Raw genomic sequence first — 17,141 nt, forward strand, 5'->3', positions numbered from 1 at the left:
TATGTCCACGCGCCCTTTCGACCGCACCCGCCGCACTTTTCTCGCCGCCCTGTTAAGCGCGACGGCGGCCGATCTCGTCTCGGCCGCCGGCCTGCCGACCGGCGGCGGCGTCCGGATCGGCATCGTCGGCGCGGGCGTCGGCGGCCTGACGGCCACCCGTTATCTGCACATGCTGATGCCGCGCGCGCATCTCGTCGTGTTTGAACCCGATCGGCGCTATCACGCGTGCTTCAAGTCGAATGAAGCGCTCGCGGGCATCCGGCCGGACAGCGACCTCCTGTTTGGCTACGACGCGTGGGAAAAACGGACTGAGTGGATCGCCGAAGCGGTCGCATCCGTCGAAACCGGCGTGATCGTCACTGAGCGCGGCAGCCGTCATGCGTTCGACTGGATCGTCGTGTCGACCGGCGTGCAGTTCCGCTACGACCGCATCGACGGGCTGTCCGCCGCGCGCGCGCTGGACGTTCCGCATGCGTGGGCGGGCAAGGCGCAGTACGACGCGCTGCGCGCGCAGCTCGTCGAGATGCACGACGGCGGCGTGGTGCTCATCGCGCCGCCCAAGGCCCCGTACAAGTGCCCGCCAGGGCCGTTCGAGCGCGCGAGCCTCGTCGCGCACTATCTGCGTCATCACAAGCCGAACGCCAAGATCATCATTGCCGACGGCAACGAGAACTTCTCCAAGCAGCCGCTCTTTCAGCGGGGCTGGGAACGGCTTTACGGCTTCGGCACGCCGCAGAGCCTCATCGAGCGCATCAGCGGCGGCAAGGGGGGACGGGTGGTCAGCGTCGACGTCGCCAGCCGGCGCGTCACGCTCGAAAACGGCGAATCGATCCGCGCCGACGTGTGCAACCTCATTCCGCCGCAATACGCGGGCGCGATGCCCGAGCGCTCGGGCCTGGCCGACGAAAGCGGCTGGTGCCCCGTCGACAAGGCCACGATGGAATCGACGCGCGTAGCCGGCGTCTATGTGGTCGGCGACGCATGCGACGCCGCGAGCATGCCGAAATCGGCGTTTTCCGCGACCTCGCAGGCCAAAGCCTGCGCGTTCGCGATCGCCGCGGCGGCCGCGTCGGCGCCGCCGCCCACCCCGCGCTTCATGAACGCCTGCTTCAGCCTGCTGGAACCAGGCTATGGCATTTCGATCGCCCATCACTACGCGTACGAAAAGGCGGGCAATCGCATTACGCAGTTGTCCGGCGGCACGACATCGCTCGATGCATCGGACGAGGATCTGTCGAGAGAGGCCGCATTTTCCGAGGACTGGTTCAACATCGTCACGCATCAGCTCTTCGCTTGACACGGTCACCATGCCCCTACCTCACCCATCACACGCTGACCCGCTGCGCACCGTCGATCCAGGAAAGCAACAGTGCGTCGTGGTCGGCGGCGGCACGCTGGCCGTGTCCTGCTGCGAACAACTGCTCGCATCGGGCCGCGTCGTCGCCGCGCTGCTGCCGACGGATGCCGCGCTGCATGCATGGGGCGAGCGCGAACACATCGTTCGGCTGGACTCCATCGCGTCACTGTCCGAATGGGTCAGGGACCATCCGGTTCACTGGCTGTTTTCCGTCTCGAATCCGCTCATTCTTCCGTCGACACTCGTCGACGACATCGGCTGCGGCGCATTCAACTACCATGACGGTCCCCTGCCGAAATATGCCGGCAGCCATGCGACGTCGTGGGCGTTGCTGTCTGGCGAAACGGAGCACGCAATCTGCTGGCATTGTCTGTCCTTCCCGGTAGACGCGGGACATATTGCCATTCGCCGCAAAGTGCCGATCGAAGCCCGGGACACCGCGTTGTCGCTGAACCTCAAATGTTACCAGGCGGCCCGCGATGGTTTTGCCGAGTTGCTCTCCCGTCTCGATTCGAACGCGCTCACACTTGAGCCGCAGGATATGGCGCAGCGAAGCTTCTACGCAAAGTGGCGCCGACCAGAATCCGGCGCGCACCTTCGCTGGTCCATGCCAGCCCATGCTCTGTCAGCGTTGGCACGCGCGCTCGATTTCGGCGACCATTACCCCAACCCCCTGACTTCCCCGAAGCTATGGGTCGCCAATACCGCGTTCGCGATTCGTCAGGTTCATCCTTTGAGGCAATGTTCCGGCAAGCCGCCGGGCACACTAATCGGTATCGCCTCTGATGCCTGGCAAGTTACCACTGGCAGCACCGACGTGCTCGTGCGGGGATTCTCCAGTCTCGAAGGCGTTCCGTATGTCGCAAACGAACTCGCTGACGCGTTGGCTTTGGGCCGAGGCTCGTCGCTACCCGTCCTCACGCAAGAGGAGACTGAGTTGGCGAGAAGCACGCTTGAGACCTTGGCTCCGAGCGAGGCATTCTGGCGCGAGCGTCTCGCCTGGTCCGGCGCCGGTCGTCTGATCTTTCCGTCACCGCGCGATCACGGCGGACAACGCGCGCGTGCGACGACCGATTGGTCCTCCCCACGTCCTGTAATGCGCTGTGAAGACCCCGCTGTTGTCACGCTGAGTACATTCCTGGGTTGTATCCAGCTCGAATTCAATCAATCGTGCGTTCAAGTCGGATGGAGAATTGACGAGGCAGCGACTTTGTCCGGGCGCATGGCCGGACTAGCGGAGATCGTCCCGTTGGAATTTCAGGTCGAACGGAGAAGCGATTTTCGTTGCCACCACCAGTCTGTCACGAGGGCATTGGGGCTTATGAAACAACATCGCACGCATCCACGCGATATTGTGTCTCGATACCCGGAATTAAAAACGATGCCCGCTCTGCGGACCCAGCATCCATGGGAAATTGGCATTTCCTTGGTTCGAAGCAACATCGGTTCGACGAATCATACGCTCACTCCGACTTGTGGTGTCGGTAGAGTCGCCACTTTGGAAATCGGGGAAGAGGGGCGTTTCCGTTGGATATATGACGCACAACAAGACAACCGAGACATTATCGAACGGTTGAATGGCAGGATGAAAGACCGTGGTTCATTTCCGGGATCCGACTTCTGAGCGAACAGTGCAATAAACCGCTTCATCTATCTCTGAAGTTCATAACTGCAAACGTCTGCCAAGGTGAGAGACGATATATTCGATGGCCTCGCGAGCGGATTCCCGATGAAAGAAGTGTCCACCGTGAACTGCCTGCGCGTGAAAGCTACCACGGGTATGGAGGCCCCATTGTGCCATGCTCGCGCAATCGTGATGGGCGCCGTGTGTGTCGAACAGGGCTACGACGGGACAATCGAGCCTGTCTTGCGCCGCGTCGCAGGCATACCGATTGAACAACGTGAGGTCGGCTGCCATCACCGGCAGGAAGTACCTCATGAATTCGGGCTCCGCAGCAAAGCTGTCGTCGACGCCGCCAAAGCGACGCACGGTTCGCAGCAAGCTCTGGTCATCTTCAAACTGTGTGTTCGCCTTGCGCTCCGCCGACGGCGCATACGACGCGCCAACGAAGAGCATTCGCGGCCCTGCGACGCCGCGGCGTCGCAGGGCAATCGCCACCTCGTATGCGATTAAGCCGCCGAGGCTGTGTCCATAGAACGCGAACGGTTTGTCATGCCAGCAGTCGAGCGCATCGCAAATTTCCTAACGAGCGGCACCCAATCGATGCGCGGCGGCTCATCCCTGCGCTGCTCGCGTCCTGCGAGTTGAGCGGCATGAACGCCCACGTCAGGAGGCACCAACGGCTCCCACGCGTAGTAGATTGACGCCCCCGCCCCTGCATGCGGAAAGCAGACCAACCGCACGGCGCGGTCAGTGTGTCGCGATACGGTATACATGCAACGCACCTTCGTCATCGGCGCTCGCCTTGCGAGGTTGCAGAGAATCTCCGGCCAGCGTGCTCTGAAGCATTCGCCGCACAACCGGCACCAAGCGGTTCGTACAATTCCTCGTCCAACCAGTGGGCGGCCGCCCGCAATCTCTTGCAGGATTCAATCACATCCCCCATACGGCCTTCTTCTTTAACAATAAGGCGAGAAAGAACGGCGCGCCAAACAGGGCAGTTAGAATGCCGAGAGGAATTTCGGCGGGGGCGTGCAAGGTACGCGCGCCGAGGTCCGCGAGTAGCATCAGGATCGCACCGAACAGCGCGGCTGCCGGCATAACGAAACGTTGGTCGGGCCCGCCAAGCAGCCGCATGCAGTGCGGAGCAACGAGGCCGACGAAGCCGATTACTCCCGTGCACGCGACTAGTGTACCAACGCATAGTGCGACGCCGAAGAGCACGACTCGCTTGACGCGCAACACCGGGACACCGAGATGCTGTGCTTCAGTCTCCCCCAACTGCAGCGCGTTAAGTGCCCGTCGATGACCTAGCAGCAACCCACCACCGAGCGCGATGATCGGAGCGACTGCCGCGATAATTGTCCAATTCGCACCCGCTACGCTACCGAGGTTCCAGAATGTGAGTGTCCGCAACTGCTCGCCGTTGGAGACATAAATGAGCAGACCGATACCGCCGATAGCGAGCGCGTTGACCGCAATACCTGCGAGCAGCAGCAGGGGTATGGCAAGTCGGCCGCTTGATGCCGCGAAACTATACATCAGCAATGAAGCGGCGAATGCACATGCGAATGCAGCCACCGGAAGGTAGCCGAACACTACCGGGTGGGGAAGGAAGAGAGATCCCAGCACGATCATCGCCGCGGCACCGAATGCAGCGCTGCTCGATATGCCAAGCAACCCGGGATCGGCAAGAGGATTTCGAAAGAGAGCCTGCATGGCACTTCCCGACAAGCCCAAACCCCCTCCCACCAGAATCGCCATGATGACCCGTGGAGCACGGATTTCGAGCAGCACGTAGCGCATTTGTCGCAACTCGGGATCATGGAGCAATGACGCGTCGCTTGCGAACATCGCCGCTAGAACCCGCTCAAGCGGGAGCCGATAGGGACCAATGCATAGCGCGGTGACCATGACGGCGATGAGACCAAGAGCCAACGTAGCCAACGCTAGTCGGCCGGTAAATACAGCAGACTGGGACCTTGAAATATTCCTCACAGTGGACGCATAAAGGGAATTTAGCAGCGCGTTGAATTTCATATATACAAGGCGAATTGAATTTCAGTCGGGAAGACTACGTCTACGTTATGAGTCTACCTTCAGAAAACATAATTTCGGCATCACGCTTTTGTCATGGGAATCCTTGGGTTGCGGGGATCTCGTCGTTGTGCTGAGGACCCTCTTTTCTAGAAGAGATCAAGACAAGTCCAAGACTGCGGATAACGGTACGCCAGTTCGTCGAACAGGACACAGGTTGCGAAATTGGTGATTTACATTCGAGACGACTTGCTCGACGCCGCATGCGGTAGGCTAGTGCATCTCGCTCACGCCGAGTCTTGGCATGCTTCGGTTTTGTCGATGAGCAAGACAACGTCAACGCGATGCGCGCTTGCTGAACAGCGAGATAAAAGCGACCACAGCAACGCAGGATGGGTACAAATTCACCGAGAGTCTCCAAGTACGTATCAACTGAAGGCTGGCTGGGCGGACATCTGCACCTGGCTGGAGTACCCATGATATGGGCGTCATCGCGAACCGCGTGATTTTTGATCGACAGTGTAATCGGGGATGTTCATCATTAGCAATGGCGAATCGGACTAGTAAGTCTGCCACGCCCACCGTTTCCGAGACACGGCCTGATGAATTGCGTGATTCACGGACATCACACGTTCTGGTGTCTCCAGGCCGACGCTTCGCAAGTGGTTGCGCTGCTACCAAGAGACGGGAGAGGAAGGCCTTCGCTCTCAAAGCCGTCGCCCTCTGACCAGCCCGAATCGAAAGGTCTCTGACGCTGATCGGGCAACGATTCTTCGACTGCGGGCAGAGCGCAAGGGGGCACGGCGAATCCAAAACGGATTGCGTCTGCATGAGCAAAGAGAACTGTCCCGTGCGACTATTCACAAGGTTCTGCGCGAGGCGTCTATCAGTACACGGCCATCGACGACTGTTCACGCTTTCGTGTGCTGGCCATCTACCTGCGTAGAAATGCCCGAAATACGCTGCTTTTTCTTGATCGTGTCATCGAGGAGATGCCGTTTTCGATTCAACGTATCCAGACCGACCGCGGCAGCGAGTTCTTCGCTGAATCCGTGCAGCGGCGCCTGATGACCGAGTGCATCAAATTCCGGCCAATTCCACCACGTTCGCCGCACCTCAATGGCAAGGTCGAACGCTCGCAGCTCACCAACCTGAACGAGCTTTGGTCTCACCATGGCCCGACGGAGCAGGCAACCCTGTTGACCGCATCGCGGAGCTGAGTGAAATCACGCCTCTCGCCGAGGAGGTGGAAAGTGCATACGACGAGCGGAAAGAGCGAATTTGGCACCGCGAATGGCGGGTCGACAAAATCCTCGGCGAACATCATCGGCGCGCGTCGGAACCCGCGTCTCCTATCGGCGCCACGGGTTCCGACGCGCCAAAGAAACGGTCGTCAACAAAGTGAAACGATGTCTGCGAATCGCACAGATGAATGAGGTCCCAACGTGCAATGGCTAGAACCTTGGCTGCATCCAAGCATTGTGACCAGATCCGCAACTACTTGAGGGGCGCTGCTGTTTCGGATGCGCATTCTGCTCCGGACGGCTAGTCGGCGATGCTGTACGCCTTGCGCCGCATAAATATGTCGACGCAAGAATGCAGCCACTCAAGGTCAGACAACACATCAATCCACGCGCCTGAAATACGACAACGTGATTTCGCGCAAGTCCGGCAACGCGAACACTTCCGGGTGCAGGAACGCGGCCGCTTCGGCCAGCACCGCATGTCGCGCGATCGGCCCGAGCGATTCGATCCAGTGATCACCCACGCTCACGATCCTCACCCGGCGCGTCGACGCCAGGTGCTGCCACACCGGATTGGTCTCGAAGCCGCGCCGGCCGCTGTCGTCGTACACGAAAATAATGTCGGGCTTCGCCAGCAACAGCGTCTCGAGGCTCATCTGGAACGCCGTATTGTCGCGCTGCGACGGCAGCGGATTGCGCCCGGCGATGTTGACGCCGCCCAGCGCATTCAGTAGCGAACAGGTCATGTTCTCGTCGTAGAACGCCCACGGCGCAACGCCCGCTCCCCAGACGAACAGGTACCGCGACGCGCGGCGCGATCCTGCCCGCGTGCGGAATCCCGCGAGCACGTCGGCAAAGCGCCGGTTGAGCGCGGCGGCCGCCTCGGCGTGACCAAGCGCCGCCCCGACGAGCGCGATGCTGCGGTCGCTGTCGTCGCCGGTCTCCAGATCGAGTGCAAGATACGGCGCGATCTGCCGAAGCTGCGCCGCGTTCGCCTCGGTATAGCGACGGATCGCGACGACGAGGTCCACATGCGCGCTCGCCAGCAGTTCCAGGTTCGGGCTCGCACGCTGCCCAAGGTCGATCACGCGATCCATCCTGTCCAGCAGATGGGCGGGCCGCCGATTGCGCACGAGAAACGTCGACGCGATCGGCTGCACGCCGAGCGCCAACGCGGTATCAGCCCCGAAATACGAAATCGCCGCAAGCCGGCTCGGCGCGGTATCGAAGTGCAGCGTCACGCCGCGATCGTCCACGACGCTGTACGGCCGGGCAACCGACTCCGCGCGAACGGGCCGCGCAAGTCCCGTCGCCAGCGAAGCCAGCAACGCGAACGACAGTGCACGACGCTTTCGGTCAATCATCCCCGGCTGTCCCGATCGACGGCACGGCATCGCGAACGGCCTGCCCGGCACCGTTCTCATCGCCGCCGGGCGCCGCATAGCCGAGCGGATGGCAGACCGGCACACCGTCGCTCGCGCCATGCAGCCGCTCGCTGCGCACATGGAATACGTCCGCGACGAACGCCGGCGTCAGCACGTCGACTGGCGCGCCGTCGGCCGCGAGCCGGCCGTCGCGCATCACGATCGCCCGGTCCGCAAAACGCATCGCCTGGTTCAGGTCGTGCAGCGACATCACGAGCGTCAGCCCGAATTCCTCGTTGAGCCGCCGCAGCGTCTGCATCACGTCGAGCTGATGGCCGAGGTCGAGATAGGTCGTCGGCTCGTCGAGCAGCAAGATGTCCGCGCGCTGCGCGAGCGCCATCGCGATCCATACGCGCTGACGTTCGCCGCCCGACAGCGCGACGAGCGAACGATCGCGCATCGTGACGAGCCCGGTCATCTCCAGCGCCCATTCGACCGCTTCGCGATCGTCGTCAGTTTCGCCACGCAGCCAGGTTCGGTACGCAAACCGTCCGTGGCGGACGAGTTCCTGCACCGTCAGGCCGGACGGAATGTCCTGCGCCTGGGCCAGGAACGCGACGCGACGCGCGAGCTTTCGGCGTGGCCATTGCCGCAGCGACACGTCGTCGAGTAGCGCATCGCCGCCGCGCGGCGCGAGCAGGCCGGCCAGCGCGCGCAACAGCGTGCTCTTGCCCGAGCCGTTCGGACCGAGCAGCACGGTGATCCGACCTGATTCGATCGACAGCGACAGGCTGTCGACGATGCGGCGCGGGCCATATCCGAGCGAAAGATTGTGGGCGACGAGTGTCATCGCGACGACCTGGACAGCAGATGGAGAAACAGCGGCGCACCGAACAGCGCGGTGACCGCCCCCACCGGAATCTCGGCCGGTGCGACGACGACGCGCCCGGCCAGATCCGCAAGCGCGGTGATCAATGCACCGCAAAGAAGCGCGAACGGCGCCTGCCGCGCGAGCGGGCCGCCCACGGCAAGCCGCGCGAGATGCGGCGCGATCAGGCCGACGAATGCGACCGGGCCGGCAATCGCTACGGCACCGGCCGCCGCGAAACCTGCATAGACGATCGCTGCGAGACGCCACCGCTCGACGTTCAGCCCGACGCTCGTCGCCGCGTCGTCGCCGAGCGACAACACCTGCACCGCCGGCAGAACGACCGGCAGCAGCACGATCGTTGCCGCGGTCCACGGCGCGAGCAGCAGCACGTGCTGCCAGCCGCGCGCGTACAGGTTGCCCGCGAGCCACGTCAGCAGCACCTCGATGCGGCTCGAACCCCAGCCCGCGAGTATCGTCATCGCGACCGCATACATCGCCGCGCTGACCGCAACGCCCATCAGGATCAGCCGGAACGGCGCCGTGCCGCTGCGCCACGCGAGCGCGTAGACGCCCAGCGCCGCGCCGATGCCGCCTGCCTGCGCGACGAGCGGCATCCACGTGATGTCGTATGCGTCGAGGCGGCTGCCGTCGAGCGCGCCGGCGAAGTTCGCGACGAGCAGCAGGAGCATCACGCCGAGCGTCGCGCCGGACGACACGCCGATCACGCCGGGCTCCGCGAGCGGATTGCGCAGCGCCGCCTGCAGCACGAGCCCGCTCGCCGCCAGTTGCGCGCCGATCATCAGTGCAAGCAGCACGCGCGGCAGGCGCAGATCCCACATCACGAAGGCAACATCGCGCGCGCCGTCGCGATGGATCAGTGCCTGAGCGACCGCCGTCAGCGGGAAATCAGCCGCGCCGAAACGCACCGACAGGACGACCGTGAGCATCAGGATCGCGGCCCATCCTGCGCGACGCGCGTGCGGCGTGCCAATCGGCCGGCTCGGCCCGCCCTTCATGTCGATACTCCTTCGTCGCGGCGAATCACCGCGATCAGCAGCGGCGTGGCGACCAGCGCGGTCAGAAAGCCGACCGGCAGTTCGCGCGGCGCGGCAACCGTGCGGGCGACGAGATCCGCGGCCGACACGAGCAACGCGCCCGCCAGCGCCGTCACGCCCAGCGTCCGGCGATAACCGCCCCCGAGCGCGACACGCGCGAGATGCGGCACGCACAGTCCGACGAAGCCGACCGGCCCCGCGATCGACACCACCGACGCCGACAACGCGACCGCGATGCCGCCGAGCACCAAACGCCAGCGCAACAGGTCGAGGCCGACGCTCTGCGCCGCTTCGTCGCCGAGCGCGAGCGTGTCGAGCACGCGCGCACCGGCCAGCGCGGCGGCGAGCCCTGCGACGGTCCACGGCGCGACCATCGCGACCTGCTGCCAGCCGACACCCGCGAAGCCGCCGGCCAACCAGTAGAACAAGGGTCCCGCCTGCGGACCCGCCACAATCATCAGCGAAATGACGCCCGCGCTGCCGAGCGCGGCAATCGTCGTTCCGGCCAGCGACAAACGCAACGGTGACAGCCGCGCGCGCCACGCCAGCGCGAACGTGAGCGTCGCCGCGATGCCACCGCCGGCCAGCGCCACGAACGGCAGCACGCTCGCGGACCAGGCTGGCGCCAACACGGTCGCCGCCACGACCGCGAGCGCCGCGCCGCTGACGACGCCTGTCAGCGTCGGGTCGGCGAGCGGATTGCGCGTGATGCCCTGCATCAGCGCGCCTGCGACCGCGAGGCTCGCCCCGACCATCAACGCCGCGATCAGGCGCGGCAGCCGCAGCGTGTGAACGACCTGCGCGGCGGGCGTTTCGCCGCCGGCCAGCGCATCGAGCGCAGCCGCGGGACTCAGCACGAGGTTGCCGGCGCACAGGCTCGCGAGCGCGATCGCAACGAGGCCGCCGATCAACACGAGCGCGACCGCGCCGACCCGTGCGCGTCCCCCGCATGCCTTCCCCGGCAACGGAGAGCGCGGGCGCTTCGCCGTCACGGGCCGTCCGTTCACGAGCGTGCCGCGCCGGCCTGTTTCGCCAGCGCGTCCAGCCGGTACTCGAACTTGCGCAGCAGCATGGACGAGGTCGCGGCCAACCCGATCGCGAGTCCGATCCAGATGCCGTAGATGCCGTAGCCGAGCTTGACGCCGGCGGCCCACGCGACCGGCAGCCCGATCATCCAGTAGCCGACGATCGAGATGCGGAACGAACTCGTCACGTCGCCGAGCCCGCGCAGGATGCCGACGCCGATGTTCTGGCTGCAATCGAAGATCTGCAGCAGCGCCGCGATCGTCAGCAGCCCCGCCGCGAGCCGCAGCACGTCGGCATTCGCCGCCGAGCCGCGCGCCAGAAAAGGGGCGAGCACACTCGTCGGCGCGACGAGGTACGGCAGCGCGACGATCAGCATCGCGCCGACGCCGAGCGCGAGCCCCGTATAGCCGAGCCGCCGCGCACCGCGATAGTCGTGCTGCGCGCATGCATGGCTGATGCTGATCGACGACGCGTGCGACAACCCGACCGAAATCATGAACACGATGTAGATCACCTGATTGACGACCGTCTGAGCCGCCAGCGCATCGGTGCCGAGCGTGCCGATCACGAGCGTGAGCACGGTGAAGAATGCGGCCTCCGACCCGTAGGTCGCGGCAATCGGCACGCCCATCTTCAACGTCTGCCTGAACGCATCGGCATCGGCCCGCCAGAAGGCCAGCGACAGGTGCTCCCGCAGTGCCGCCCGGCGCTTCGCAATCGTCAGAAACGCGACGAACGACAGCAGGTACACCACGCTCGTCGCGCACGCGACGCCGGTCAGGCCGAGTTCGGGGAACCCGAGGCGGCCGAACATCAACGCGTAGTCGAGCACCGCGTTGACCGCGATCGACACGACCGTGATCGCGAGCAGCGGCCCCGGCTTGCGCAGCCCGACTGTGTATTGGCGCAGCGACTGGAACCACAGGCACGGCAGCATGCCGGGCGCTGCCGCCGCCAGATAGAGCGCGGTCTGCCGCGCGACGCCGGGATTCTGGCCGAGCCACACGAGCGGCCGCTCGACGGCCAGCATCAGCAGTACGAACGCGAGCGCGGCGAGCGTCGACAACGCGAAGCTCGCTCGGACGAGACGCATGATCCGCGCGGCGTCGTCCTGCCCGTTCGCGAACGCGACCAGATTGCCGGTGCCCGTGACGAGGCCCGTCCCCATCGTGCGCAACTGGTTGAACAACGTGAGCGCGAGACCGCCGGCAGCGATCTCGCGCGGACCGAGCATCCCCATCATCACGATGTCGGTCGTGGTCAGCGCGACCTGCGCGAGCTGGGTGAGGATGAGCGGCGCGGCAAGCGCGCCGATGTGCCGGGCGTCGAGCCAGAACTGTCCGTGAGGTTTCATGCAATGACGGTGAAAATCGGAACGGCAAACCGCCGGCAGGCCGGGCGGCACATACGCCCCCGGTCTGCCGACGCCCGTCACAGGTCGGTCGACACCGACAGCCAGAACGTGCGCGGCGCGCCCGTGAACAGATACCCGGTCGGGTTTGCCTGCCAGTAGTCGCGGTTGAACAGGTTCGTCACGTTCGCGCGCAGCGTCACGTCGCGGCCGGCCACTTTCGTCGTATAGCGGCCGCCGAGATCGAAGCGCGTCCAGCTCGGCACGTGCTGCGTGTTGTCCTGGCTCACGTAGGCCTTGCCCGTGTAGATCATCCGGCTCGTCAGCGTGACGCCCGGCAAGAACGGCGTATCCCATTCCGCGCCGAGCGTCGCCTGCAGCGACGGCGCGCCGATCGCGTGATTGCCGTCGTACGTGCCGCCCTGCGTGCGGCGAAGCCGCGCGTCGAGCCACGTGAAGCCGCCGAGCAGCCGCACGCCGCGCGTCACCTCGCCGAAACCGGACAGTTCGAGCCCGCGATTGCGCTGCAACCCGTTGAGGCTGTACAGCTTGCTGACCGGGTCGACGATCCCGCTCGGCACGTCGATCTGGAACAGCCCGAGCGTCGCGCCGAACTTGCCGAGATCGAGCTTGGTGCCGACTTCGTATTGCTTCGACTTGAACGGCGCGAATACCTGATTCGGGTTCGCCGCGTCAGGCGGCGGCGCCGAACCGGGCGTCAATGCCTCGATGTAGTTCGCATAGAACGACAGTTGGTCGAGCGGCCGGACGACGAGCGCGACGGACGGCGTCGTCGCACCCTGGTCGTAGTGCGACGTTTCCGCTCCGGACGTGTCGAAATTGCGGCTGCTCACCTGCTGGCGACGCACGCCGACCGTGAGCTGCACGAACCCGCCGGCGGCGGACAGCGTATCGGCCACGCCGATGCTGCGCAGAATCTGCGCGCTGTCTTTCGCTTCAGGCGACACGGAAACCGGCGCACCCGGCCCGGCAAGGCGGGTCGGCATATAAATGTTCGTCGCGTAGCTGCCGTAAGCGGTCTGGCCGAACCACGTCGTCTGCTGCAGGTAGTCGCCGCTCACGACGAGCTGGTGATCGATCGGGCCCGTCTTGAAGCGTGCGCGCGCACCGGCCTCGGCCGACAACGCACGCGACGCGCCCGACTGGTATCGCGACAGCGACGTCGCGTCACCTTGCGCATTGACGATCGTCGCACCCGGGTCTTCCAGCTTGTCGTAGCCGAACCGGTTCATGCCGACCGCACCGAACAGCGTCACATTCGACGACAGGTCGTATTCGGCACGCCCGAGCGCCGTCAGACTGTGGGAATTCGAATAGGAAAACGTCTGCGCGAGATTGGTCCGCGAATCGGGCGCCGCCGGCACCGCGATGCCGGCGATCGGCGTGTAGCCGCGCACCGGCGCACGCATGAAGTCTTCCTGGTAGATCACGTCGCCGGACGCGCGCAGGCGGCTGCCGCGGTAGTCGAGCCCAACCGACAGCGACGTGTTCCGCCGCGATTGTTCGTCGATCGGCGTATCGCCTTCGCGGTGGGCCGCGTTGACGCGCACGCCGAACTCGCCGTTCTGGCCGAAGCGCCTGCCGATGTCGGCATGGCCGCCGAACACCGAGCTCGACGCATATTCCGCCGTGAGGCGGTTGAGCGGCGTATCGTCGGCGCGCTTCGTCACGACGTTCACGCTGCCGCCGACGCTGCCCTGCGGCATCATCCCGTTCAGCAAGGCACCCGGCCCCTTGAGGATTTCGACCCGTTCAACGGGATCGGCGCCGACACGATAGGCGGGCACGAGCCCGTAGAGTCCGTTGAGCGCGATTTCGCTGTTCTCGACGCGCAACCCGCGGATCGTGATCGCGTCATAGCGGTTGGTGCTGTCGATCGCGGCGCGGACCGACGGGTCCGTGGTGGTCAGCAGGTCCGCGACGCTCGTCGCCTGCTGGTCGCGGATCAGCTTTTCCGTATAGCTGGAGATGCTGAACGGCGTATCCATGTAGTCGCGATTGCCGAGCATGCCGACCTTCGCTCCCTGTGCCACCTGACCACCCGCGTAGACCTCGGGTACTGCGTCGTCGATTCGCTTGCCGAGGACCTTCACGGCCGGCAGTACGGCAGCTTCGGCACCTGCGGCTGCAGAAGCCGGACGCAGCGAAAAGCTGCCGTCGGACTGCCGTACGGGTTCCAGACCCGTACCATTCAACAGCGCCTGGAACGCGCCCTGCACCGAGTAGGTGCCGTGGATGCCCGCGCTGGTCTTCCCGGCCGTCAGGTCGCCCGGCACGCTCAGCATCACGTTGGCCTGATCGGCAAGACGGTTCAGCGACGCCGACAGCGGGCCGGCCGGAATGTCGTATCGCCGGGTGGCGGCTTGCGCCGCCGCGCCGGCGGCCGACTGCGCAGATGCCGCCTGCCACGCGCCGCTCCCGGCGAGCGCGATGCCGAGAACGGCACACCGTACCGCGTGCGCGGTGGGACGGTGGGCGGTGCGCATCCGTGCGCGGTTACACGCTGGCAACGAAATACCGGGGGGATTCGACGAACACGACGGGCGATGCATGGACGGCATTCCTTGAGAATGAAGTGAGCAAGGGGAGGTCCATCGCGCGTCTAACAGAGCCGGATACCTTGGCTTGATAGCGGCCGCGCCCGGTCGTCCGGGCGGCGCCATGCTGGCTGCGACTGTCGCCATCGCACGACGCCTGCTTCCGTCCGGAAACAGGCGCCGTCAGGCCGGAGCTGGTGCTCCGCCTCGTGGCGCCGGGTCGGCATTCAGAGCACTGATTGATCTCCGAATGGTCCTCTTTCATCTGTTAATCGGATGACGCCCGGAAATGCGAACCAGAATTGGAAATTTTTTTAGTGCAGGTGAGATAGCGCTCGGACGCGCCGGCTCGGACCGGCATCGCGCCGGTCACCGGGCGTCGATCGTGACCCACCACGGCAACGTGCGACGTACCCGGATCGGCAGATCGCGTTCGAGCATCGCGAGCATCCGGCCGGGGTTGTCGGCCGGAAAACGGCCTACCACACGAATGCCCGCCACCGACGGATCGACGCCGATGTGCCCGTGCTGATAGCGATCCAGCTCGGCGATCAGCGCACCGAGCGTAACGTCGTCAGCCAGGATCACGCCGCGCGACCACGCTTCGCGCGCGGGATCGGCCCGCTCCGGCGCGAGGATCGCCTCCGCCGTGAACTGCCGCTGCTGTCCGGCCGGCACGATTTCGACATGACCGGCCCGGTTGCGAATCTCGACACGGCCGTTGAACACGGCCAGCAGCGTGTGCGTGTCGGACTGTCGTACGGTGAACCGGGTGCCCAACGCCTGCATCCGGCCGTTCGGCGTGTCGACGAAGAATGGCCGCCCCTGGCGGTCCTTGGCCGTATCGATGAGGATTTCGCCCATCGTCAACGTCAGCAGACGCCGCGTATCGTCGTAGTGAACATCGAACGCGCTGTTCGCGTTCAGCCAGACGCGCGTGCCGTCGGCGAGCTGCACGTCCCGCCGCTCGCCGATCCCGGTACGGTAGTCCGATCGCAACGCGACGATGCGCTCCGGCAGCGGCGTGAAATGCCATGCGAGCCATCCGGCGAGACCGGTTCCGGCCAGCGCCGCGAGACTGCCCAGCACATGGCGCCGGCTCGCCGCGCGCGTCGAGGAAACATGCACGGCCGCCGCGGCAGCATTGCGCTCGGCTGCGCTCTCGCCTCTCAGCGGCTCAAACCGGAGGCTGACCGCTTCGACATGCGCCCACGCACGCCGATGCTCCGGCCGCTCCGCCAGCCACTGCGCCCACGCGGGGCGATGCTCGCCGCTTCCGCCATCGGCATGCAGGAGCGCATACCAGTTGGCAGCTTGTTCGAGACTTTCGAAATCCGCCTGGACGCCGGATTCGGCAGCGGACGAGGACGACGGGACAGCCATCGGTCAGTGCTTGATGCCGGCGTCGAGCAACGCGAGCTGCAACATCGCCTGGGCGAGATACTTCTGCACCATTCGGTCGGAAACGCCGAGCTCGGCAGCAATCTCGCGAGTGGAGAGGCCGTGGATCTGCGCCATGACGAATGCGTCCCTCGCTTTATCCGACAGCCGGCTGATGAGCGCGCCGACTTCCATCAGCGTCTCGATGACGATCGCGCGATATTCGGGCGAGGGCTCGCAAGGTTCCGGCTGGGCGGCAAGCGCGTCGAGCCACGCCTGCTCGACCTGACGGCGGCGGAACAGGTCGATGCACATGCCCTGTGCCATCGCACGCAAGTAGGCGCGTGCCTCGGCGTCGCTGTCGAACCCCTTGGGCGCCGGCTTGAGGATCAGGCGGAGAAACGCGTCCTGGGCAAGGTCCGCAGCATCGAAAGCGTTACCCAGCCGCCTGCGCAACCATCCCTGCAACCAGCCGTGGTGGTCGCGATAAAGAGCCTGCACATCCAGGTGGAGGGCAAGTTGAGCGGCGGACATGGAGCACCCCTTCTGCGTCAAACGTGAATGACAAGAAGCCAAATACGAATCATTCGCGTTTATAAACCAATTCGGTCGGTTTACGCAATATTTCGCAATTAGGGGCCGCATCGATAGGCCACGATATCAGCGCCTTCTATTCGTCAGACATTTTCATGGGCGCCTTTCGTTTCCCGCTTCGGCATGTCGCACGTCATTTCGCCTTGGGATTCGCGACACACTCAGACGACGACAGTTGCAGCCCGTGATCCAATGCCCTTCGCCAGACATTCGGGACACACTCCGTCGGTCACAAGAGACGCGGCGTGGAACTTGAAGCGATGTCCCGAAACGACGCGCTCGAACTGCTGGTTCAATTCGTCTTCGTAGAGATCGCAAATCGCTCCACAGTACCGACTGACGTTGCCCGCGAATTTCGTATCCCCGCCCGAGCCAGTTCCGGGTAAATGGCTTTATGGTCTTACGTAAGGATTCCCTGCTACATCACGTGCCGCGAATGCTTGAGCGTTCGTTGACGTTGGCATAGATCAACTCGGGGCACGGACGCGAGGTATGGTTTTCCCTGCGTCCGAGAAGCGCGGCGTGCCTTCGCGCGTGTGAGCATTCATTCGAATGCCGGAGATCGCAAGCGTGTCATGAAGGCGCCCTGCCTCGTCGGGGACAATCGAACGAGCGTCACCCCGCCCGCGATATTTGCGTCTTCGAGCAAATCAGTCGAATCGGAAGGGTGCCCGAACGGCGGT

Annotated in this window: 12 protein-coding genes and 1 pseudogene; 3 read left to right on the top strand and 10 right to left on the bottom strand. The window is 64.6% G+C overall.

What is annotated here, in order from left to right; translation table 11 throughout:
• The first annotated feature begins 1 nt into the window (after position 1).
• Positions 2–1,297: an NAD(P)/FAD-dependent oxidoreductase gene (locus WS92_RS00345; protein ID WP_059931490.1), complete on the top strand. Its 1,296-nt coding sequence runs from the start codon at positions 2–4 to the stop codon at positions 1,295–1,297.
• A gap of 10 nt (positions 1,298–1,307) precedes the next feature.
• A complete protein-coding gene (locus WS92_RS30430) occupies positions 1,308–2,981 on the top strand; it encodes a formyltransferase family protein (RefSeq protein WP_082743671.1) in 1,674 nt (557 codons plus the stop codon).
• 39 nt (positions 2,982–3,020) lie between these two features.
• Here the strand turns inward: WS92_RS30430 and WS92_RS36935 are convergent, their stop codons facing one another.
• On the bottom strand, positions 3,021–3,557 hold the full coding sequence (locus WS92_RS36935) for a thioesterase II family protein (protein WP_082743670.1): 537 nt from the start codon (positions 3,555–3,557) through the stop codon (positions 3,021–3,023).
• Between the two features lie 354 nt (positions 3,558–3,911).
• Entirely contained in the window at positions 3,912–4,892 is a 981-nt protein-coding gene (locus tag WS92_RS00355) for a FecCD family ABC transporter permease (RefSeq protein WP_171845208.1), read from the bottom strand.
• 747 nt (positions 4,893–5,639) lie between these two features.
• On the opposite strand from WS92_RS00355, the pseudogene WS92_RS30440 reads away from it, so the two are divergent.
• A pseudogene (locus WS92_RS30440) lies at positions 5,640–6,420 on the top strand (helix-turn-helix domain-containing protein).
• A 219-nt stretch (positions 6,421–6,639) separates the two neighbouring features.
• Here WS92_RS30440 and WS92_RS00365 read toward each other — a convergent pair.
• From WS92_RS00365 to WS92_RS00400, 8 genes are all read right to left on the bottom strand, one after another.
• Complete coding sequence (locus WS92_RS00365) at positions 6,640–7,623, bottom strand: ABC transporter substrate-binding protein (protein WP_059931484.1); 984 nt, start codon at positions 7,621–7,623, stop codon at positions 6,640–6,642.
• Positions 7,616–8,473 carry an ABC transporter ATP-binding protein gene (locus WS92_RS00370; protein WP_059931482.1) on the bottom strand — a complete coding sequence of 286 codons (858 nt, stop codon included), beginning with the start codon at positions 8,471–8,473 and terminating at the stop codon, positions 7,616–7,618. Before WS92_RS00370 ends, WS92_RS00365 begins: the two co-directional genes overlap by 8 nt.
• Positions 8,470–9,510, bottom strand: coding sequence for a FecCD family ABC transporter permease (locus WS92_RS00375; RefSeq protein WP_059931480.1), 1,041 nt, complete (start codon positions 9,508–9,510; stop codon positions 8,470–8,472). Before WS92_RS00375 ends, WS92_RS00370 begins: the two co-directional genes overlap by 4 nt.
• Positions 9,507–10,514: a FecCD family ABC transporter permease gene (locus WS92_RS00380; RefSeq protein WP_059931478.1), complete on the bottom strand. Its 1,008-nt coding sequence runs from the start codon at positions 10,512–10,514 to the stop codon at positions 9,507–9,509. The genes WS92_RS00375 and WS92_RS00380 overlap by 4 nt, the downstream gene beginning before the upstream one ends.
• A gap of 38 nt (positions 10,515–10,552) precedes the next feature.
• Positions 10,553–11,929, bottom strand: coding sequence for an MATE family efflux transporter (locus WS92_RS00385; protein ID WP_059931476.1), 1,377 nt, complete (start codon positions 11,927–11,929; stop codon positions 10,553–10,555).
• Between the two features lie 77 nt (positions 11,930–12,006).
• Positions 12,007–14,499 (bottom strand): TonB-dependent receptor, encoded by a 2,493-nt coding sequence (locus WS92_RS00390; protein ID WP_242425347.1) that lies wholly within the window; start codon positions 14,497–14,499, stop codon positions 12,007–12,009.
• Positions 14,500–14,853: 354 nt separating this feature from the next.
• Positions 14,854–15,867 (bottom strand): FecR domain-containing protein, encoded by a 1,014-nt coding sequence (locus WS92_RS00395; protein WP_009914225.1) that lies wholly within the window; start codon positions 15,865–15,867, stop codon positions 14,854–14,856.
• Between the two features lie 3 nt (positions 15,868–15,870).
• A complete protein-coding gene (locus tag WS92_RS00400; protein ID WP_059931664.1) occupies positions 15,871–16,398 on the bottom strand; it encodes a sigma-70 family RNA polymerase sigma factor in 528 nt (175 codons plus the stop codon).
• Positions 16,399–17,141: the final 743 nt, after the last annotated feature.

This window comes from Burkholderia sp. MSMB1588, from assembly GCF_001546925.1.
In the GTDB taxonomy this organism is placed as follows: domain Bacteria; phylum Pseudomonadota; class Gammaproteobacteria; order Burkholderiales; family Burkholderiaceae; genus Burkholderia; species Burkholderia humptydooensis.